This is a genomic window from Streptomyces sp. R28, assembly GCF_041052385.1.
Taxonomy (GTDB): Bacteria; Actinomycetota; Actinomycetes; order Streptomycetales; family Streptomycetaceae; genus Streptomyces.
Map to the genome: position 1 here is coordinate 2,442,993 of NZ_CP163439.1, position 20,225 is coordinate 2,463,217.

Sequence of the window (20,225 nt, forward strand, 5' to 3'; positions counted from 1 at the left end):
AGCGTTTCAGCCGGTCACGCCATGGCGTACGGCCCACAGCGCGGCCTGCGTGCGGTCTGCCAGGTCGAGCTTCATCAGGATGTTCGAGACGTGTGTCTTGACGGTCTTCTCCGACAGGACCAGGGCTCTGGCTATCTCGCGGTTCGAGCGGCCGTCCGCGATCAGGCCGAGCACCTCGCGCTCCCGCTCGGTGAGCGAACCGGCTCTCCCCTGCCCCGAGTTGGCCTCCTCCTGGGACAACAGGGCGCCCGCGACCTCGGGTTGGAGCAGGATGTGCCCGGCGTGGACGGAGCGGATGGCGCCGGCCAGCGCGTCCGGGTCCACGTCCTTGTAGACGTATCCGGCGGCGCCCGCGCGCAGGGCCGGGATCACCGTGCGCTGTTCGGTGAAGCTGGTGACGATCAGCACGCGCGCGGGGTTGTCGAGTTCGCGGAGCTTGCGCAGGGCGTCCACGCCGTCCATGCCCGGCATCTTGACGTCCATCAGGACCACGTCCGGCTTCAGTTCCTCGGCACGGGCCACTCCCTCGGCGCCGTCGGCGGGCTCGCCCACGACCTCGATGTCGTCCTGCACTTCGAGGAAGGTGCGCAGTCCCCTGCGGACCACCTGGTGGTCGTCGACGAGCAGCACCTTGATTGCGTCAGCCACCGGGGACCTCCATCTCGATCGTGGTGCCCTTGCCGGGCGCCGATTCCACGGTCAGCGCGCCGCCGACCCCGCTCGTCCGGTCCCGCATGGAGACCAGGCCGAGGTGGCGTCCGGCTCGGCGTATCGCCTTCGGGTCGAAGCCGCTGCCGTTGTCCGTGACCCGCAGGACCGCTCCGCCGGCGCGCCGGTCCAGTGTCACGTCGACGTGCTCGGCTCCGGAGTGCCGCAGGGCGTTGTGCAGGGCCTCCTGGGCGACCCGCAGGACGGCCTCCTCCTGTGCGGCGGGCAGGGCCTTCACGCCACGGCCGTCGAAGGTCACGCGCGCGGTGTGGGCGCGGTCGAGGACCTGGATCTGGGTGCGCAGGGTGGCGACGAGGCCGTCCTCGTCGAGGGCGGCGGGGCGCAACTCGACGACCGCGGCACGCAGTTCGTCCGCGGCCTCGGCGGCGAGCGCGGCCACCTGGTGCAACTCGCCCTTGGCGCGGGACGGGTCACGGTCGACCAGGGCGGCGGCCGCCTGGGCCGTCAGGCGCAGGGAGAACAGCTTCTGGCTGACCGCGTCGTGCAGTTCGTGGGCGAGGCGGGAGCGTTCCTCGGCGATGGTCAGCTCGCGACTGCGTTCGTAGAGGCGGGCATTGGTGAGGGCGATCGCGGCATGCTGGGCGAGGATGCCGAGGAGTTCCTCGTCCTCCTCGGTGAAGCCGCAACTGCCTTCCGGCTTGGGGCGCGGGGGGTGTGGGGGGTTTCCCCCCACAGGACGCAGCTTGTTCGCCAGGAACAGTGCGCCGATGACCTCGTCGCCGTCGCGGATGGGCAGGCCGAGGAAGTCGGACATGTCGGGGTGGGCGGTCGGCCAGCCCTCGAAGCGGGCGTCCTTGCGCACGTCGGCGAGGCGCTCGACCTCCGCCTCCTGGAGCATCGCGGCGAGGATGCCGTGCTGGCGCGGGAGGGGCCCGATGGCCTTCCACTGCTCGTCGCTGACGCCGTCGACCACGAACTGGGCGAAGCCGCCGTGGTCGTCGGGGACGCCGAGCGCGGCGTACTGCGCGTCGAGCAGCTCGCGGGCCGAGGCGACGATCGTCTTGAGGACGTCGCGCACCTCGAGATGCCTGCTCATGGCCAGCAACGCGGAGCTCACCGCGGCGAGGCCGGACCTGGGGCCTTGACTCATGCCCTCACGGTACCGGCGGGGTGTGACAGCCGGATCGGACCTGTGACGGCTGCCGACTAGGACGGCGGTCCTAGTCCCCTGGTCCCCGGTTCGGTGGCGTAGGGCGAACGGCCCCGGGTGTGCGGCGTAGGACCAAGGGCCCCGCGGCTTTGCGGCCCGCGTCCGAGGCGGGGCGGGTGTGCCGGTTCCTACGTTGAGGACACCGCCGACGGAGGCGGGCTGGAACGAGGGGACGGTTGTCATGCCGGTAGCGATCATCACGGGGGCCTCGAAGGGGCTGGGGCGGGCGCTGGCCGAGGCGCTGGCCGCGCGCGGCTGGGATCTGGTGCTCGACGCCAGGACTCCCGAGGTCCTCCAGGAGACGGCGTCCGGGCTCCAGGGGGCGTACGGCACGCGCGTGACGGCGGTGCCGGGGGACGTCACGGACGCCGGGCACCGGTCCGAGCTGGTGGCGGCCGCCTGGCGGCTGGGCGGCGTCGATCTGCTGGTCAGCAATGCCAGCGCGCTGGGCGCCGAGCCGCTGGTACGGCTGGACGGGCTGCCCCTGGAAGGGCTGCGGCGGGCGCTGGAGGTGAACGTGGTCGCCGCGCTGGGCCTGGCCCAGGAGGCGTTGCCACTGCTGCGGGCGTCCGGGACGGGCGCGGTGATCACCGTCAGCTCGGACGCGGCCACCGAGGCGTACGAGACCTGGGGCGGGTACGGAGCGTCGAAGGCCGCCCTGGACCATCTCGCGGCGGTGCTCGGCGAGGAGGAGCCGGGGCTGCGGGTCTGGACGGTCGACCCCGGGGACATGGCCACGGACCTGTACGCGGCGGCCGTACCGGACGACGACGATCCACGGCCGGCGCCGGCCAGTGTGGTGCCCGCCTTCCTGCGGTTGCTGGACGAGCGCCCGGCGAGCGGCCGCTACGGGGCACCCGCCCTGCTGGAGGGAGGGCGGTGACCCTGACCGTGCGGGTACCGGAGGAGCTGTCGGCGCGGATTCCCGCCGAGCAGCGTGGGCCGGGGCTGGACCGGGATGCCGTGCGGCTGCTGGTGTCGCGTGGGACCGAGGTGTCGCACCACGCGTTCGGCGAGCTGCCGCGGCTATTGCGGGCCGGGGATCTCCTGGTCGTCAACACGTCGCAGACGCTGGCCGCCGCGGTGGACGGGCGGATCGGGCACGCGCGCGTGGTGGTGCACTTCTCCACGCGCGGGGACGACGGGCGGTGGGCGGTCGAGCTGCGGGATCCCGACGAGCGGGGCACCACGCGCGCGCGTGCGGGCGGGCCCGCGGGGACTGAGGTGCGGCTGCCCGGTGGTGTGCGGCTGATCCTCGAGGAGCCGCTGAGCGCGGGGAGCGAGCGGCTGTGGTGGGCGCGGGCCGCCGAGCCCCGGGAGAGGGGGCGTGCCGAACCTCGGGAGGCAGGGGCTGCCGGCCCCCAGGGCACAGTGAGCACTGGCACACGAGGCGCGGGGACCACCGGCCCCGAGGGCAGAGGGACCCCCGGTCGACAGGAGACGGGCACCACTGGCCCCCAGGGCGCAGGAGTCCTCGGGCTGATGCGGGAGCACGGGCGGCCGATTCGGTACTCCTATACGGAGCGGGACCAGCCGTTGTCCGTCTACCAGACGGTGTTCGCGCTGCCGTCGGCCGACGGGGCGGGCAGCGCGGAGATGCCCAGTGCGGCGCGGCCCTTCACGCTGCGGATGGTGACGGAGCTGGTGAGCCGTGGTGTGCAGTTCGCGCCGATCACGCTGCACACCGGGGTCGCCTCGGCGGAGGTGCACGAGCCGCCGTATCCGGAGCGGTTCGCGGTGCCGGAGGCGTCGGCCCGGCTGATCAACGCGGCGAAGGCGGGCAACGGGCGGATCATCGCCGTCGGGACCACGGCCGTGCGGGCCGTGGAGTCGGCGGCCGGCGCCGACGGGGTCGTACGCGCGCGGGCGGGGTGGACGGATCTCGTCGTCACCCCGGAGCGCGGGGTGCGGGTGGTGGACGGGCTGCTGACCGGGCTGCACGAGCCGGAGGCCTCGCATCTGTTGATGCTGGAGGCGGTCACCGGGCGAGCTGCGATCGACCGCAGCTACGAGGAGGCGCTGCGCGGGCTCTACCTGTGGCACGAGTTCGGCGACGTGCACCTCATCCTCCCGGCGGAGAGCCCTCACTCAGAGCATTGCGGCAGCAACTACAGGTGAGACTAGCGAGGGGCCGATGTGAGCCCGCGCATAGGGCCCAGGTCACGTACGAAAGTCCGTAGTAGATAACAACGTCCCTTTTGAGCGGGACAGACGGCCCTGTCTGTCCCGATTTGCCCTTCCCGTGTCCACTACCGGGGATCGTACGTCACACCTTTGCCACGCAATTTTGCGGCCGCTAAGAATTGCTCTCGTCGCTCAGCGCCGCGGGTTCCGCCCGCGGCGTTTGTGCCGGAAGCACCCGTGTCCCTCACCGGACAGCGAGCGACCTCCGCGCTATTCGAAGAGGTCCATCTGCCATGCTCAAGAACACCAACAACCGTCTCAGTCGTACGCTGACCAAGCGGCACAAGATAGCGATCGCCGGCGTCTCCACGCTCGGCGCCGCCGCCCTGGCCTTCTCCGCCGTTCCCGGCAGCGCACAGACGACCACGGCCGAGGCCCCCACGGGCAAGGTGGCGTACAGCAATGAGCAGATCAAGGACGTCAAGGGCAGCGTCACCGACCAGCTCGCCGGCGCCGAGGTGAAGGCCGCCGAGGCCGCCGCCAAGCACAAGGCCGCCCAGGCCGCCGCCAAGCACAGGGCCGCCGAGGCCCACGCCAAGCACAAGGCCGCCGAGGCCGCCGCCAAGAAGAAGGCCGAGGCCGCGCGCAAGGCGAAGGAGGCCGCGAGCCGGTCCACCGAGCGCGTCCAGGTCAAGCCGGTCGCGGCCAAGACCTACGCCAACAACCTCGACGGCTGGATCCGCGAGGCCCTGGACATCATGAAGAAGCACGACATCCCGGGCACCTACAACGGCCTGTACCGCAACACCATGCGGGAGTCCTCGGGCAACCCGAACGCGATCAACAACTGGGACATCAACGCCCAGAACGGTATCCCGTCGATCGGTCTGCTCCAGGTCATCAAGCCGACCTTCGACGCCTACCACGTCCCGGGCACGGCCTTCAGCCAGTACGACCCGGTCGCCAACCTCACCGCCGCCGCCAACTACGCGGCCGACCGGTACGGCTCGATCGACAACGTCAACAGCGCGTACTGACGGAGGTAGGCGCGGGCCTCTGACCGTACGCCGAAGGGCGGCACCCTCCTGACGGGGTGCCGCCCTTCGGGCGTCATACGACGGGGACTACTTGCGCATGACCTCGGGCTCGTGCCGGCGCAGGAAACGGGCCACGAAGAAGCCGCAGATCACGCCGAGGGCGATCAGGGCGATCATGTCCATGGTCCAGGCGCCGACCGTGTGCTCCCACAGCGGGTCGTTGCTCTCGCCCTCACCCGGCGGGCTGATCTTGTTGAAGTCCAGCGTGGCGCCTGCGGCGCCCACCGCCCAGCGCGACGGCATCAGGTACGAGAACTGGTTGACGCCGATCGAGCCGTTGAGCGCGAACAGGCAGCCGGTGAACACGACCTGGATGATCGCGAACATGACCAGCAGCGGCATGGTCTTCTCGGACGTCTTCACCAGCGCCGAGATGATCAGGCCGAACATCATCGAGGTGAAGCCCAGCGCCATGATCGGCAGCGACAGCTCGACGAGCGTCAGGTTGCCGAGGACCAGGCCCTCCTCCGGGATCTCCCGGCTGGCGAAGCCGATGACGCCGACCATCAGGCCCTGCAGCACCGTGATCATGCCGAGCACGAACACCTTGGACATCAGGTACGCCGAACGGGACAGGCCGGTCGCGCGCTCCCGCTCGTAGATGACGCGTTCCTTGATCAGCTCACGCACGGAGTTCGCGGCGCCGGCGAAGCAGGCACCGACCGCGAGGATCAGCAGAACGGTGGTGGCCGTGCCGTTCGGGATGATCCGGCCGGTCTGCGGGTTCGCCGGATTCGGCAGCAGGTCCTTGCCCGAGTCGATGAGCAGGCTCACCGCGCCGAGGACGCCCGGCAGGATCACCATCAGGGCCAGGAAACCCTTGTCGGAGGCGATCACCGAGACATAGCGGCGCACCAGGGTCAGGAACTGGGACATCCAGCCCTGCGGCTTCGGCGGCTTCATCGCCTGCATCGGAGGCATCTGTACGGACTGTGGTGCGACGGCGTCGATGTCCGCGGCGTACATCTGGTAGTGCTGCGAGCCCTTCCAGCGTCCCGCCCAGTCGTAGTCGCGGTAGTTCTCGAAGGCGGAGAAGACGTCGGCCCAGGTGTCGTAGCCGAAGAAGTTCAGCGCCTCCTCCGGCGGGCCGAAGTAGGCGACCGCACCGCCCGGCGCCATCACCAGGAGCTTGTCGCACAGCGCCAGCTCGGCCACGGAGTGGGTGACGACGAGGACCGTACGGCCGTCGTCGGCGAGGCCGCGCAGCAGTTGCATGACGTCGCGGTCCATGCCCGGGTCGAGGCCCGAGGTGGGCTCGTCCAGGAAGATCAGTGACGGCTTGGTGAGCAGCTCCAGGGCCACCGAGACGCGCTTGCGCTGGCCACCGGAGAGGGAGGTGACCTTCTTCTCCTTGTGGATGTCCAGCTTCAGCTCGCGCAGCACCTCGTCGATACGGGCCTCGCGCTCCTTGCCCGTGGTGTCGGCGGGGAAGCGGAGCTTGGCCGCGTACTTGAGGGCCTTCTTGACGGTCAGCTCCTTGTGCAGGATGTCGTCCTGCGGGACCAGACCGATGCGCTGGCGCAGCTCGGCGAACTGCTTGTACAGGTTCCGGTTGTCGTAGAGGACGTCGCCCTGGTTGGCGGGCCGGTAGCCCGTGAGTGCCTTGAGCAGCGTCGACTTGCCGGAGCCGGACGGTCCGATGACCGCGATCAGCGACTTCTCCGGGACGCCGAAGGAGACGTCCTTGAGGATCTGCTTGCCGCCGTCGACCGTGACGGTCAGGTGGCGGGCCGAGAAGGAGACCTCACCGGTGTCGACGAACTCCTCGAGGCGGTCGCCGACGATGCGGAACGTGGAGTGACCGACACCGACGATGTCCGCCGGGCCCAGCAACTGCGAGCCGCCCTTGGCGATCGGCTGGCCGTTGACGTACGTGCCGTTGTGCGAGCCGAGGTCGCGGATCTCCATGCGGCCGTCGGGCGTCGAGTGGAACTCGGCGTGGTGGCGGGAGACCTGCAGGTCGGAGACGACCAGCTCGTTCTCCAGGGCACGGCCGATGCGCATGACACGGTCGACGGCGAACTGGTGGAACGTGGTGGGGCTGCGGTCGCCGTAGACCGGCGGCGCCCCCGCGCCACCACCGGGGCCCTGCTGCTGCGGTATGTGCGCGGCGGCCTGCTGCGGCTGCTGCCACCCGGCCTGCGGTGCCTGTTGCTGCGGGACCTGCTGGGCCGGTGCCTGCTGAGCCCAGCCGGCCTGCGCGCCCTGCGCGGCATACGGCTGCTGCTGCGGATGGGCCTGCGGCGCGGCCACGGAGGCCGCGGTGCCGGAGAGGTTCAGGCACGGTCCGTCGGTCGCGTTGCCCAGATGCACGGCCGAACCGGGGCCGATCTCCAGCTGATGGATCCGCTGCCCCTGCACGAAGGTGCCGTTGGTGCTGCCGTTGTCCTCAATGACCCAACTACGCCCGCTCCAGCTGATGGTCGCGTGCCGCCAGGAGACCCTGGCGTCGTCGAACACCATGTCGCCCTGCGGATCGCGTCCGAGGTTGTAGGACCTGGACGGATCGAGCGTCCAAGTCTGTCCGTTCAATTCCAGTACGAGTTCCGGCACTCCAGCCCCACTGAGTAGTCCCCCGAGTTACCCCCAACACAGGGAGTCTAGGGATGTCGAACATCGTCGGGAACTATTTCAGGCTCCGCCCCCTGACCGAAAGTCGGGCCTTGTGAGGAGCACGCCCACGCGCTTCGACTGGTTCCGTTGACGGGGTTGAAATCAGTCCGGAGAGTGGTAATCCACGCGAGGGGGACATGCGCGGCGAACAGTCGCCGCGCCGCGGATCGGGGGGTCTGCCAATGAGCGCGTCCACGAACGTCGAGACCGCGAGGCACGGCACACGGCTGCCGTGGGGGGACATCCTGCTGTCCGCGATCGTCTGCGTGAGCTGGGCGTTGATCGGGATGGCGGGCACGGCGGCACTGGGGCTGCATCTGCTGGAGGCGGACACGGCGGGCTCTTTGGGCCCGATGACCGCGGCGGTGGTGGCTCTTGGGGCGGGTGGTTCCGTCACACCGTCCGGTGATGTGTCTGCTTTCGGGCTGACCGGCGCGGAGGCGGCGACAGCCATCGAGATCACGCCACTGGGGGTGAGCCTGGTCGGCGCGGTGCTGTTGTCGTGGTTCTACTTACGGTCCTTGCGGGGCGCGGGAGTTGTGATCGCGCCGGTCGAACTCCTCGCGCGCGCGGGCGCGATGGTCACGCTGTTCGTGGCGATGCTGGGCGGACTCGCCTGGGCGGGACACGACGTCATCACCATCGACGGGAGTTCGCTGGGGCTCGACGACCTGACCGGTGGTGGCGGGGGCGGCGGCGGAATCGAGATCCCCGGGGTGGGGGACATCGGCGGGCTGCTGCCCGACCAGATCGGCGGCCTCGTCGACGCGAAGGCGGCGGTCGGCTTCACGGTGGACACCGCACCGACGCTGCTCGGCGGCATGGGCTGGTCCGCCGGCATCCTGCTGATCGCCCTGCTGGCCTCGCGCCGCACCCCGCTGCCGCGCGGCTGGGAGGCCGTGCACCGCGTCGTACGGCCCGCCGCGTCCGCCCTCGTCACGGTGCTGCTGGTGGCGGTCGCGGCCGGGCTCGCGGCGGCGGCGTACACGGCGATCGGCGACGACCATCCCCGGCGGATCGCGGGCGCCGCCCTGCTCGGCGCCCCGAACGGCGTGTGGCTCGGCGTCCCTGTCGGCCTGTTCGTACCGTTCGACGGCAGGGCGACGGGGGTGCTGGCGGGGCTGCTGCCCGCCCCTCTGGACGACCTTCTGAACGGCGGCGCCGACCAGTCCGTGACGCTGAGCAGGCTGGCGGACCTGGACGGGCGGGCGTGGCTGCTGGGGGTCGCGGCGGCGCTGACGATGCTGCTCGCGGGGGTGCTGACGGCGGTGCGGACGCCGGTGGGCGCGGGGGGCGAGGTCTGGGGCGGCGCCGTCGGCAGGGGCGAGGCCGGAGGGAGGGGCGGTATCGGCGGTCCCGGCGAGGCTCCGGGGGCGCGGGGCGTGGCGGCTTCGGGTGCCGGGACTTCGCCAGGGGGCTGGACGGCTTCGGGTGCAAGGCCGGTGGGGGGCTCGGGTGGCTCCTGGGGCGCAGGGGCGTCGGGGGTCGTCGGAGGGCCGGATCCGGGTGCCGTACGGCCATCAGGAGCTGACGCCGCAGGAGGTCCGGTTTCCGGGAGTGGACGGCCTCCGGGGCCCTTCGGTTTCGCTGGGCGGTGTGCGCTGCAGCTGGGGATCGCCACGGCGTTGACGCTGCCCTTGCTCACGTGGCTGACGGAGCTGTCCGTGGACGCCTCGCTGTCGGTGCTGGGCTTCGACGCGTTCGGCGCCGGGGTGGAGCTGCGGGGGAACCTCGGTATGGCGCTGCTGCTGGGGGCGGCCTGGGGCGCGGGGGCGGGTGCCGTGGGGGCGCTGCTGGCCCTGGCGACGGGGGCCGCGGGGCGACGGGCGGCGCCACTGGCTCGGGGTGCGGTGGGGACGTGGGGTACGGCCAGCGGGGCGGGATCGGCGGCCGAGGGTGCCGGGGGTGCCGGGGGTGCCGGGGGCTCGTCGTATCGGAGCCGGTCCGGGCCGTACACGCCCGGCATGCCGTACCGGCCACCGAACCCGGCGACGAACCCGTATCTGCACGTGCCGGATCACCTGCGCGAGCCGGAGGACGCGCGGCCGCCGGGCACGGCCCCTCCTCCAGGGGGCGCCCGGTCGTCCGAGGAGACGCCGGAGCGTGATGCGAGGCGGGGGCGCGACGATGCATGGCAGTCCCGTGACCCGCAGTCCCTCGACCCGCAGTCCCGTGCTTCGCAGCACGGTGAGCCACCGCCCAGTGACCCGCCGCCGCGCCCCGGTGGCGACGACATATACGGCGCTCCCACGGTCGTCCGGCCGATCGGGCCGCCCCCGAGGTCGCCCCGCCCTCCTCGCCGACGTGGGAATCGGTCGTCGTCCGGAGCAGACGACGGGCCACCGCCTCCCCCTCCGCCTCCGCCACCCCCCCCCGCCACCCCCTACCCCGCGACCGCCGGGGAGGCCGAAGGGGCACTCCTGATGCCGAGCCGGGCCGGGTTGCGCGGGCTCTCCTGATCCGGGAGCGGGTCGGCACGCCTCGCGGTGATGCGTCCGGGCCGCGCGTGACCTCCCGGGCCGGGCCGCCGCAGCACGCCCCCGACACGCCCGCCGACATCCGCAGTCGCGTCGGAAGGCAGGAAACAGTGGCTCCGCTTCACAGGTACGCCTGGGCCGCTTCACAGGTCCCGGTGCAGCCGTGGCCGGAACGTAAGGCCCACGCCACCCGGCCGACACCCAGTGTTCCGTGTCCGCTAGACGGACCTCAGGGGCGGCAGGCACTGGGTGCCGGATACGGTGGAAGCACCATGAGCGCTTCGCAGACCTCCGACATCCCCACACTTCTCGTCAAGATCTTCGGGAAGGACAGGCCGGGCATCACGGCCGGCCTCTTCGACACCCTGGCCGCCTACTCCGTCGACGTGGTCGACATCGAGCAGGTCCTCACCCGTGGCCGGATCACGCTGTGCGCGCTCGTGACGCAGCCTCCCGCCGGGCTGGAGGGGGACCTGCGGGCGACCGTCCACAGCTGGGCCGAGTCGATGAAGATGCAGGCGGAGATCATCTCCGGCCTGGGTGACAACCGGCCGCGCGGCCTCGGACGCTCCCTGGTGACCGTGCTCGGGCACCCGCTCACCGCGGAGGCGAGGGCCGCGATCGCCGGCCGGATCACCAAGTCCGGCGGCAACATCGACCGTATCTTCCGGCTCGCCAAGTACCCCGTGACGGCAGTGGAGTTCGCGGTGTCCGGCGTGGAGACCGAGCCGCTGCGCACCGCCCTGGTGACCGACGCGGCGGCACTGGGTGTCGACATCGCCGTCGTCGCGGCCGGTCTGCACCGGCGTGCGCAGCGCCTGGTCGTCATGGACGTGGACTCGACCCTCATCCAGGACGAGGTGATCGAGCTCTTCGCCGCGCACGCCGGCTGCGAGGACAAGGTGGCCGAGGTGACGGCGGCCGCGATGCGCGGGGAGCTGGACTTCGAGCAGTCGCTGCACGCGCGCGTGGCGCTGCTGGAGGGGCTGGACGCCTCGGTGGTGGAGAAGGTGCGCAGCGAGGTGCGGCTGACGCCGGGTGCGCGCACGCTGATCCGTACGCTGAAGCGGCTCGGCTACCAAGTCGGGGTCGTCTCGGGTGGGTTCACCCAGGTCACCGATGATCTGAAGGAGCGCCTCGGGCTCGACTTCGCCCAGGCCAACACGCTGGAGATCGTCGACGGGAAGCTGACGGGCAGGGTCACCGGCGAGATCGTGGACCGGGCGGGCAAGGCGCGGCTGCTGCGCCGGTTCGCCGCGGAGGCGGGGGTGCCGCTGTCGCAGACGGTGGCGATCGGCGACGGCGCAAACGACCTGGACATGCTGAACGCGGCCGGCCTCGGCGTCGCCTTCAACGCCAAGCCGGTGGTGCGGGAGGCGGCGCACACGGCGGTGAACGTGCCGTTCCTGGACACGGTCCTGTATCTGCTGGGGGTCACCCGCGAAGAGGTCGAGGCAGCGGACATGCACGACGACGCCTGATGGTCCGCATCCGATGGTCTCCTTCCGATGACCCCCATCTGGTGACCTTGACGACCGTCATCCGGTGAGACGACCGTCATCCGGTGAGCGTCATCTGATGGCCCTCGTCCGACGGCCTTGAGGACCTGCGTCTGATGGCCGCACGCGAAGGGGCCCGGCACCGCGACGGTGCCGGGCCCCTATGCGTGGCAGTGGGTCAGTCACTCGGACGGCGCCCAGTAGTCCAGCAGTGTGCCCACGCCGGGCTCCAGCGCCTTCCAGGTGCCGCTGAAGGAGAGGATGGCGAAGGCGGCGGCCGGGAAGCCGCGGCGGGTCATCCGCTCGCGCGCGTCGCCCTCGGCCGCACCGGACAGGATCTCGGCGAGTCCCTGCACGCCCGGGTTGTGGCCGATCAGCAGGACGTTCTGCGCGTCGTCGGGTGTTTCGTTGAGGACGGCGATCAGCTCGCCGGGTGAGGCCTCGTAGACCCGCTCTTCATAGACCGTTTTCGGCCGGTGCGGAAACTCGTGGACGGCGAGCTTCCAGGTCTCCCGGGTCCGGGTCGCGGTGGAGCACAGGGCCAGATCGAAGGGGATGTCGGTGTCGACCAGCCGGCGGCCGGCCTCTGCCGCGTCCATTCGGCCCCGATCAGCGAGCGGCCGCTCGTGGTCGGTCACCTGTGGCCAGTCGGCTTTCGCATGCCGGAAGAGGACAATCCTGCGGGATTCTGCGACGCTCATGAGATCCAGCTTCGCATGAAACAGGCCATGGGGCGCAGGGAGTTGACGGGCGGCTTCTGTAGTGCTCAGCGCGTGATCAACTGCTGTATGCGCTCGAAGAGCTGGGTGATCGCGGGCTCGGCGGTCGCCGCCTGCGCGTCGGACGGGTTGATGATCAGCATCAGAAGCGTGACGAAGGCGAGCGTCGGCAGGGCGAGGGCCCACCAGGGCAGCCGGATGTCGGCACGGCCCGTGGACGCCGGGTGGGGCGGGGTGTGCGTGCGGGCCGACATGATGCCTCCGTGGGTCTTCGAGTGGCCTGTGCCCGCCTCTCGCGGTCACACTTCGAAGTTACGGACTCCCCGGCTCTCAACCCATCCGGTGATCCACCCAGTTGACCCTGACACTCACCCCCTAGGGGATGGTGGTGCCAGCCCCACCATCGGCAGGACGACGTGCGTCAGGGAGAGGCCTCAGGGAGAGGCGATCGTCGCGATGACGGCGATGATCACGAAGATGGCGAAGAACGCGCCGAAGACGAGCAGCATCTTCTTCTGGCCGTTCTGGGGGTTCGGGTCGAGCACTGGCATACGGCAAGTCTCGCACCCGCCGTCCGCCGCGGGTCCGCCGGGGTGAGGCTCAGCGAGCCGCCTCGTCCTCCACCGTGCGGTCGCGTCCCGCCAGGACACCCACCGCCATCTGCGGGATCATGAGCCCGGCCATGAGCGCGATCGGCAGCCCCCAGCCGCCGCTGTGCTGGTAGAGCACGCCCACCAGGAGCGGGCCGGGGATCGAGATCAGATAGCCGGTGCTCTGCGCGAAGCCCGACAGCTGGGCCACGCCCGCGCTGGTCCGGGCACGCATCCCGACCATCGTGAGAGCCAGCGGGAACGAGCAGTTGGAAACGCCGAGCAGCACGGCCCAGGCCCAGGATCCGGCGGCCGGTGCGAGGTACAGGCCGGCGTACCCGGCGAGGCCGCAGGCGCCCAGCGCGAGCACGATCGGCCCCTGGTGGGGCAGCCTGGTGGCGAGGCGCGGGATGACGAAGGCCAGCGGCACGCCCATCACCATCGTGACCGCGAGCAGCAGCCCGGCCGTACCGGCATGCACTCCCGCGTCCCGGAAGATCTGCGCCATCCAGCCCATCGTGATGTAAGCGCCGGTGGCCTGGAGCCCGAAGTAGACGGCCAGGGCCCAGGAGGTGCGGCTCCGGGTGATGCGCAGCGGGGGTGTGTCCACGCGCGCGTGCTGCTCCTGCGCGCAGTCGGCGGGCGCCGCCCCCCGGTTTCCCGCCCCCCGGCCCCGTACGAAGGGAACCCACGGCAGTACGGCCGTCGCCGCGAGGGCCGCCCACATCGCGAGGCCGGTCTGCCAACTCCCGCCCAGTACCTCGGTCATGGGCACCGTGACCGCCGCCGCGGAAGCGGTGCCGAGCGCGAGGGCCATCGAGTACAGGCCGGTCATGGAGCCGACGCGGTCCGGGAACCAGCGCTTGACGATGACCGGCATCAGGACGTTGCTGACCGCGATGCCCATGAGGGCGAGGGCGCTGGCGGCCAGGAAGCCGACCGTACTGCCCGTGTACGGCCGTATGAGCAGGCCCGCGGTGATGGCGGCCATGCCCGCGCACACCACCGCCCCCGGGCCGAAGCGGCGGGCCAGGCGCGGGGCCGTGACGCCGAAGACGGCGAAGCAGAGCGGGGGCACGGAGGTGAGCAGTCCGGCCACGCTGCCGCTCATGCCGAGCCCGTCGCGGACCTCTTCGAGGAGGGCGCCGAGGCTGGTGATGGCGGGGCGGAGGTTCAGTGCGGTCAGCACGATGCCGAGCACGAGCAGCCGTATCGTCCACGCGCGCGTGGCGGGCCCCGCGGGCGTGCTCGCCTCAGGGGTGCGTATGCGCGTGGACGTCACTGTCCGGGTCCGGGTTTCCTCGCGTGCCATGAGGCCTATCATAGAATCATTGGATGATTGGTTGTCCACCCCCGGGCCGCCCGGTCCCGGTCCTGACGTGCGAAGGTGTGCCATGCCCCTGAGCCACCCCCGCCGCTCGGCGCTGTCCGAGCAGGTCATCGCCGCGTTGCGGAACCAGATCACCTCGGGCGAATGGCCGGTCGGCTCCCGTATCCCGACGGAGCCCGAGCTGGTCGAACAGCTCGGCGTGGCCCGCAACACCGTCCGCGAGGCCGTCCGCGCGCTCGCGCACAACGGTCTGCTGGACATCCGACAGGGCTCCGGCACCTACGTGGTGGCGACCAGCGAGCTGGCCGGCGTCATGCACCGCCGTTTCGCCGACGCCGACCCCCGGCACATCGCCGAACTGCGCTCCACGCTGGAGTCCGCCGCCGCGAAGCTGGCCGCCGAGCGGCGTACCGAAAAGGACCTCAAGCAGCTGGACACGCTCCTGGTGCGGCGCGAGGAGGCATGGGAGACGGGCGACGCGGAGGCGTTCGTGGCGGCCGACGCGACCTTCCATCTGGCGGTGGTGGCGGCCTCGCACAACGACGTGATGACCGCGATGTACGCGGACCTGGGCGAGGTGCTGCGGGACTGGCTGCGCGAGGACGTCGGCGAGGAGCTGACGCCGGAGACGTACATGGACCACGCCCGGCTGGTCGACGCGATCCGCACGGGGGACGCCTCGGCGGCCGCGGCGGAGGCGGCGAGCTATCCGTTCCTGTGCCGGCCGGGGCGCTTCAGCTCTCCCGCCGGTGACTGATCCACACTGAGCCGACCTCTTTCCAGCAGCGCCCGGCCAGCCGCACGGTCTGCGCGGGCCCGGCGTTCACCTCGGAGCCGTCACTGTCGAGGTCCCACCAGCGGGCGCACTCGACGTGCAGGCTCACGCGGTCGGTCTCCGGATACGGGTTGTGGCAGTACGCGGTCACATGGGAGCCGGTGACACGTATCCGGCACGCGGCGCCGAACAGCTCCAGAGGCTCCGCTTGCGCGGCATGCACGCGCACGTGGGATATCGCCTCGTAGGGCACGGCCAGCACGAGAGCGACGGCGACGGTCGTTGAGGCCAGGCGGCGGGAAAAGCGCACAAGGGGACCTCCTCGGCCGTACTGGGGAGGGGCTCGCGTAGTGAACGCGTACTCCAGAGTGCGCAGTTGCGGGTCCGGCCCGCCCGGCCGGATAGGCCGAACGGGTGACGCCCCGCTCCCCGCGCGCGGGCGGGAAACGGGGCGTCGAACGGCGTACGTCGGATCAGGCGCCGATGGCGTGCAGGCCGCCGTCCACGTGGATGATCTCGCCGGTGGTCTTCGGGAACCAGTCGCTCAGCAGGGCGACGATGCCGCGGCCGGCCGGCTCCGGGTCCTTGAGGTCCCACTCCAGCGGGGAGCGGGTGTCCCACACGGCGGCCAGGTCGCTGAAGCCCGGGATGGACTTGGCGGCCATCGAGGCGAGCGGGCCCGCGGAGATCAGGTTGCAGCGGATGTTCTGCTTGCCCAGGTCGCGCGCGACGTAGCGGCTGGTGGCCTCCAGGGCGGCCTTGGCCGGGCCCATCCAGTCGTACTGCGGCCAGGCGTACTGCGCGTCGAAGGTGAGGCCGACGACCGAGCCGCCGTTCTGCATCAGCGGCAGGCAGGCCATGGTCAGCGACTTCAGGGAGTACGCCGACACGTGCATGGCCGTGGCGACCGACTCGAACGGCGTGTTGAGGAAGTTGCCGCCGAGCGCGTCCTGGGGGGCGAAACCGATGGAGTGCACGACGCCGTCGAGGCCGCCGAGCTCCTCGCCGACGATGTCGGCCAGGCGGCCGAGGTGCTCGTCGTTGGTGACGTCGAGCTCGATGACCTTGGTGGGCTTCGGCAGCTTCTTGGCGATACGCTCGGTCAGCGTGGGCCGCGGGAACGCGGTGAGGATGATCTCCGCGCCCTGCTCCTGGGCCAGCTTGGCGGCGTGGAAGGCGATGGAGGACTCCATCAGCACACCGGTGATCAGGACGCGCTTGCCCTCGAGAATTCCGCTCATGGTGTTCAGTGACCCATTCCCAGTCCGCCGTCAACAGGAATGACGGCTCCAGTGATGTACGAGGCGTCGTCCGAGGCGAGGAACCGCACCGTCGCGGCGATCTCCTCGGGCTGCGCGTAACGACCGAGCGGCACCTGCTTCACGATGCCCTCACGCTGCTCGTCAGTGAGCACCTTGGTCATGTCGGTGTCGACGAAGCCGGGCGCGACGACGTTGAAGGTGATGTTGCGCGAACCCAGCTCACGGGCGAGGGAGCGCGCGAAGCCGACCAGGGCGGCCTTGGAGGCGGCGTAGTTGGCCTGGCCGGGGCCGCCGTACAGGCCGACGACCGACGAGATGAGGACGACGCGGCCCTTCTTGGCCCGCAGCATGCCGCGGTTGGCGCGCTTGACCACACGGAAGGTGCCGGTGAGGTTGGTGTCGATGACCGAGGTGAAGTCCTCCTCGGACATGCGCATCAGGAGCTGGTCCTTGGTGATGCCGGCGTTGGCGATCAGAACCTCGACCGGGCCGTGCTCGGCCTCGATCTCCTTGTAGGCCTGCTCCACCTGCTCGGTGTCGGTGATGTCGCACTTGACGGCCAGGAAGCCGGCCGGCGGCTCACCCGAGCGGTACGTGATCGCGACCTTGTCGCCGGCGTCGGCGAAAGCGCGGGCGATGGCGAGGCCGATGCCCCGGTTGCCTCCGGTGACGAGAACCGAGCGGCTCAACGGATCACCCTTTCGATAGGGGTCTGACACACCCGCCCGAACACCTGGATGGCAGGCGGCTTCACCGAAAACCTATCGGTCCGGTCCCGCCCGGGGACATTCGGGCACCGACAGTGGCGTACGGGTGTCACTGTCGGGTCCCTACAGAAAGATGCGCACTCCAGCCGGAAACGTGTGGTCCGCGGCCCCGCCCGCGCGACATGATCGGTGCCGACAGGCCACGACAGCAGGGAGACCTCCGTGCCTCATACGATCGACGAAGCCTTTACGGCACTTCCGCTACGCGCCCTCGCCGACGCCGCGCTCGCACGCGCGCGTGCGCTGGGGGCCGAGCACGCGGACTTCCGGTTCGAGCGGGTGCGCAGCGCGTCCTGGCGCCTGAGGGACGCCAGGCTCGCCGGGTCGTCGGACACCACCGACCTCGGATACGCGGTGCGGGTGGTGCACGGCGGGACCTGGGGGTTCGCGTCCGGGGTGGATCTGACGCTGGACGCCGCCGCCAAGGTCGCGTCGCAGGCGGTGGCGATGGCGAAGCTGTCCGCCCAGGTGATCAAGGCCGCCGGGTCGGACGAGCGGGTGGAGCTCGCCGACGAGCCCGTGCACACCGAGAAGACGTGGATCTCGTCGTACGAGATCGATCCGTTCACGGTGCCCGACGAGGAGAAGTCGGCACTGCTCGCGGACTGGAGCGCGCGGCTGCTGGCGGCGGACGGGGTCAATCACGTCGACGCCTCGCTGCTCACCGTCCACGAGAACAAGTTCTACGCCGACACGGCCGGGACCGTGACCACGCAGCAGCGCGTGCGGCTGCACCCGCAGCTGAACGCCGTGTCGGTCGACGAGTCGAGCGGCGAGTTCGACTCCATGCGCACCATCGCGCCGCCCGTCGGACGCGGCTGGGAGTACCTGACGGGAACGGGGTGGGACTGGGAGTCCGAGCTGGCGCAGATCCCGGAGCTGCTCGCCGAGAAGATGCGGGCGCCGAGCGTCGAGGCGGGGCCGTACGACCTCGTCGTCGACCCCTCCAACCTGTGGCTGACCATCCACGAGTCGATCGGCCACGCCACCGAGCTGGACCGCGCCCTCGGCTACGAGGCCGCCTACGCCGGCACCTCCTTCGCCACCTTCGACCAGCTCGGCAAGCTCAGGTACGGCTCCGACCTGATGAACGTCACCGGTGACCGCACCGCCGAGCACGGCCTCGCGACCATCGGATACGACGACGAGGGCGTCGCGGGCCAGTCCTGGGACCTGGTGAGGAACGGCACCCTCGTCGGCTACCAGCTGGACCGGCGGATCGCGAAGCTGACCGGGTTCGAGCGGTCCAACGGGTGCGCGTTCGCCGACTCCCCCGGGCATGTGCCGGTGCAGCGCATGGCCAACGTGTCGCTGCAGCCGGATCCGGCCGGGATGTCGACCGAGGATCTGATCGGGAGCGTGGACCGCGGGATCTACGTCGTCGGCGACCGGTCCTGGTCGATCGACATGCAGCGCTACAACTTCCAGTTCACCGGGCAGCGCTTCTTCAGGATCGAGAACGGGCGGATCACCGGTCAGTTGCGGGATGTCGCCTATCAGGCGACGACCACGGACTTCTGGGGCTCGATGGCGGCCGTCGGTGGTCCGCAGACCTACGTACTCGGCGGCGCGTTCAACTGCGGCAAGGCCCAGCCGGGGCAGGTCGCGGCGGTCTCGCACGGCTGCCCGTCAGCCCTCTTCAAGGGAGTCAACATTCTGAACACCACGCAGGAGGCCGGTCGATGAGCGCTCACTCCAACAAGGCGCACAAGCCGCACGAGATCGTCGAGCGCGCCCTGGAGCTGTCCCGGGCCGACGGGTGTGTCGTCATCGCCGACGAGCAGTCGACCGCCAATCTGCGCTGGGCGGGCAACGCGCTCACCACGAACGGCGTCACGCGCGGGCGGACGCTCACCGTCATCGCGACCGTCGACGGCAAGGAGGGTACGGCCTCCGGTGTCGTGTCCCGGTCGGCCGTGACTCCGGACGAGCTGGAGCCGCTGGTGCGGGCCGCCGAGGCCGCCGCGCGTGGCGCCGGGCCCGCCGAGGACGCGCAGCCGCTGGTGGCGGACGTACCGGCGTCGCCGGACTTCGCGGACGCCCCGGCCGAGACGTCGTCCACCGTGTTCGCCGACTTCGCCCCGGCGCTCGGCGAGGCGTTCGCACGCGCGCGTGCGGGTGGGCGGGAGCTGTACGGCTTCGCCAACCACGAGCTGGTGTCGACGTACGTCGGTACGTCCACGGGGCTGCGGCTGCGGCACGACCAGCCCAACGGGACGCTGGAGCTGAACGCCAAGTCCCCGGACCGTACGCGTTCGGCCTGGGCGGGGCGCTCCACCCGGGACTTCAAGGACGTGGACCCGACGACGCTGGACGCCGAGCTGGCCGTACGTCTCGGCTGGGCCGAGCGGCGCCTTGAGCTGCCGGCGGGGCGGTACGAGACGCTGCTGCCGCCGACCGCCGTGGCCGACCTGCTGATCTACCAGATGTGGTCGGCGTCGGGGCGGGACGCCGTCGAGGGGCGCACGGTGTTCTCCAAGCCGGGCGGCCAGACGCGCGTCGGCGAGAAGCTGAGCGAGCTGCCGCTGACCCTGCGCAGTGACCCCAACGAGCCGGGCCTGGAGTCCGCGCCGTTCCTGATCGCGCACTCCTCCGGGGGCGACCAGTCGGTGTTCGACAACGGGCTGCCGCTCGCGGGTACCGAGTGGATGCGTGAGGGCGAGCTGAAGCACCTCACGACCAGCCGCCACAGTGCGGGCCTGACCGGTCTGCCGGTGGCACCTGCCATCGAGAACCTGATCCTGGACGGCGGCGAGGACCGCTCGCTCGAGGAGATGGTCGCGAACACCGAGCGCGGGCTGCTGCTGACTTGCCTGTGGTACATCCGAGAGGTGGACCCGGCGACGCTGCTGCTCACCGGCCTGACCCGGGACGGGGTGTACCTCGTCGAGAACGGTGAGGTGACCGGCGAGGTCAACAACTTCCGGTTCAACGAGTCGCCGGTGGGGCTGCTGGGGCGGGCCACGGAGGCGGGCCGTACGGAGAAGACCTTGCCCAGGGAGTGGGGCGACTGGTTCACCAGGGCGGCGATGCCGGCGCTGCGGGTCCCCGATTTCAACATGAGTTCTGTCAGTCAGGGCGTATAACCTCGTA

At 70.9% G+C, this 20,225-nt stretch carries 18 protein-coding genes; 8 read left to right on the plus strand and 10 right to left on the minus strand.

The window, feature by feature from the left end; translation table 11 throughout:
• Nucleotides 1-6 precede the first annotated feature (6 nt).
• Entirely contained in the window at nt 7-648 is a 642-nt protein-coding gene (locus AB5J49_RS10695; protein WP_369168315.1) for a response regulator, read from the minus strand.
• Entirely contained in the window at nt 641-1,819 is a 1,179-nt protein-coding gene (locus AB5J49_RS10700) for a GAF domain-containing sensor histidine kinase (RefSeq protein ID WP_369168316.1), read from the minus strand. The genes AB5J49_RS10695 and AB5J49_RS10700 overlap by 8 nt, the downstream gene beginning before the upstream one ends.
• 241 nt (nt 1,820-2,060) lie before the next feature.
• Between AB5J49_RS10700 and AB5J49_RS10705 the strand changes: the two genes are divergently transcribed.
• From AB5J49_RS10705 to AB5J49_RS10715, 3 genes are all read left to right on the plus strand, one after another.
• Nucleotides 2,061-2,762, plus strand: a complete 702-nt coding sequence (locus AB5J49_RS10705; RefSeq protein WP_369168317.1) for an SDR family NAD(P)-dependent oxidoreductase — start codon at nt 2,061-2,063, stop codon at nt 2,760-2,762.
• Nucleotides 2,759-3,997, plus strand: coding sequence for an S-adenosylmethionine:tRNA ribosyltransferase-isomerase (locus tag AB5J49_RS10710; protein WP_369168318.1), 1,239 nt, complete (start codon nt 2,759-2,761; stop codon nt 3,995-3,997). Before AB5J49_RS10705 ends, AB5J49_RS10710 begins: the two co-directional genes overlap by 4 nt.
• Nucleotides 3,998-4,296: 299 nt before the next feature.
• Nucleotides 4,297-5,040, plus strand: coding sequence for a transglycosylase SLT domain-containing protein (locus AB5J49_RS10715; RefSeq protein WP_369168319.1), 744 nt, complete (start codon nt 4,297-4,299; stop codon nt 5,038-5,040).
• 87 nt (nt 5,041-5,127) lie between these two features.
• On the opposite strand, the gene AB5J49_RS10720 is transcribed toward AB5J49_RS10715, so the two are convergent.
• Nucleotides 5,128-7,653 (minus strand): FHA domain-containing protein, encoded by a 2,526-nt coding sequence (locus tag AB5J49_RS10720; RefSeq protein WP_369168320.1) that lies wholly within the window; start codon nt 7,651-7,653, stop codon nt 5,128-5,130.
• Between the two features lie 242 nt (nt 7,654-7,895).
• Here AB5J49_RS10720 and AB5J49_RS10725 point away from each other — a divergent pair, with 242 nt between their 5' ends.
• Nucleotides 7,896-10,172 carry a streptophobe family protein gene (locus AB5J49_RS10725; RefSeq protein ID WP_369168321.1) on the plus strand — a complete coding sequence of 759 codons (2,277 nt, stop codon included), beginning with the start codon at nt 7,896-7,898 and terminating at the stop codon, nt 10,170-10,172.
• A 290-nt stretch (nt 10,173-10,462) separates the two neighbouring features.
• Nucleotides 10,463-11,671: a phosphoserine phosphatase SerB gene (gene serB, locus AB5J49_RS10730; protein WP_369168322.1), complete on the plus strand. Its 1,209-nt coding sequence runs from the start codon at nt 10,463-10,465 to the stop codon at nt 11,669-11,671.
• A 200-nt stretch (nt 11,672-11,871) separates the two neighbouring features.
• Here the strand turns inward: serB and AB5J49_RS10735 are convergent, their stop codons facing one another.
• The 4 genes from AB5J49_RS10735 to AB5J49_RS10750 form a co-directional block, all read right to left on the minus strand.
• Nucleotides 11,872-12,390, minus strand: a complete 519-nt coding sequence (locus AB5J49_RS10735; RefSeq protein WP_369168323.1) for a histidine phosphatase family protein — start codon at nt 12,388-12,390, stop codon at nt 11,872-11,874.
• Nucleotides 12,391-12,455: 65 nt separating this feature from the next.
• Nucleotides 12,456-12,662 (minus strand): hypothetical protein, encoded by a 207-nt coding sequence (locus AB5J49_RS10740; RefSeq protein ID WP_128436584.1) that lies wholly within the window; start codon nt 12,660-12,662, stop codon nt 12,456-12,458.
• Between the two features lie 180 nt (nt 12,663-12,842).
• Nucleotides 12,843-12,959 (minus strand): SGM_5486 family transporter-associated protein, encoded by a 117-nt coding sequence (locus AB5J49_RS10745; RefSeq protein WP_269658448.1) that lies wholly within the window; start codon nt 12,957-12,959, stop codon nt 12,843-12,845.
• Nucleotides 12,960-13,008: 49 nt separating this feature from the next.
• A complete protein-coding gene (locus AB5J49_RS10750) occupies nt 13,009-14,322 on the minus strand; it encodes a CynX/NimT family MFS transporter (protein WP_369168324.1) in 1,314 nt (437 codons plus the stop codon).
• Between the two features lie 70 nt (nt 14,323-14,392).
• On the opposite strand from AB5J49_RS10750, the gene AB5J49_RS10755 reads away from it, so the two are divergent.
• The gene (locus AB5J49_RS10755; RefSeq protein WP_369168325.1) at nt 14,393-15,085 is read left to right on the plus strand and encodes a FadR/GntR family transcriptional regulator; all 693 of its coding nucleotides are present in this window, start codon (nt 14,393-14,395) and stop codon (nt 15,083-15,085) included.
• Here AB5J49_RS10755 and AB5J49_RS10760 read toward each other — a convergent pair.
• From AB5J49_RS10760 to fabG, 3 genes are all read right to left on the minus strand, one after another.
• The gene (locus AB5J49_RS10760) at nt 15,063-15,413 is read right to left on the minus strand and encodes a hypothetical protein (RefSeq protein ID WP_369168326.1); all 351 of its coding nucleotides are present in this window, start codon (nt 15,411-15,413) and stop codon (nt 15,063-15,065) included. The genes AB5J49_RS10755 and AB5J49_RS10760 overlap by 23 nt on opposite strands.
• A 163-nt stretch (nt 15,414-15,576) precedes the next feature.
• Entirely contained in the window at nt 15,577-16,344 is a 768-nt protein-coding gene (fabI, locus tag AB5J49_RS10765; protein ID WP_369168327.1) for an enoyl-ACP reductase FabI, read from the minus strand.
• Nucleotides 16,345-16,349: 5 nt separating this feature from the next.
• On the minus strand, nt 16,350-17,054 hold the full coding sequence (gene fabG, locus AB5J49_RS10770; RefSeq protein ID WP_062700269.1) for a 3-oxoacyl-[acyl-carrier-protein] reductase: 705 nt from the start codon (nt 17,052-17,054) through the stop codon (nt 16,350-16,352).
• Nucleotides 17,055-17,294: 240 nt separating this feature from the next.
• Between fabG and AB5J49_RS10775 the strand changes: the two genes are divergently transcribed.
• Together AB5J49_RS10775 and AB5J49_RS10780 are read left to right on the plus strand one after the other, a co-directional pair.
• Entirely contained in the window at nt 17,295-18,818 is a 1,524-nt protein-coding gene (locus tag AB5J49_RS10775) for a TldD/PmbA family protein (protein ID WP_369168328.1), read from the plus strand.
• The gene (locus AB5J49_RS10780) at nt 18,815-20,218 is read left to right on the plus strand and encodes a metallopeptidase TldD-related protein (protein ID WP_369168329.1); all 1,404 of its coding nucleotides are present in this window, start codon (nt 18,815-18,817) and stop codon (nt 20,216-20,218) included. The genes AB5J49_RS10775 and AB5J49_RS10780 overlap by 4 nt, the downstream gene beginning before the upstream one ends.
• Nucleotides 20,219-20,225: the final 7 nt, after the last annotated feature.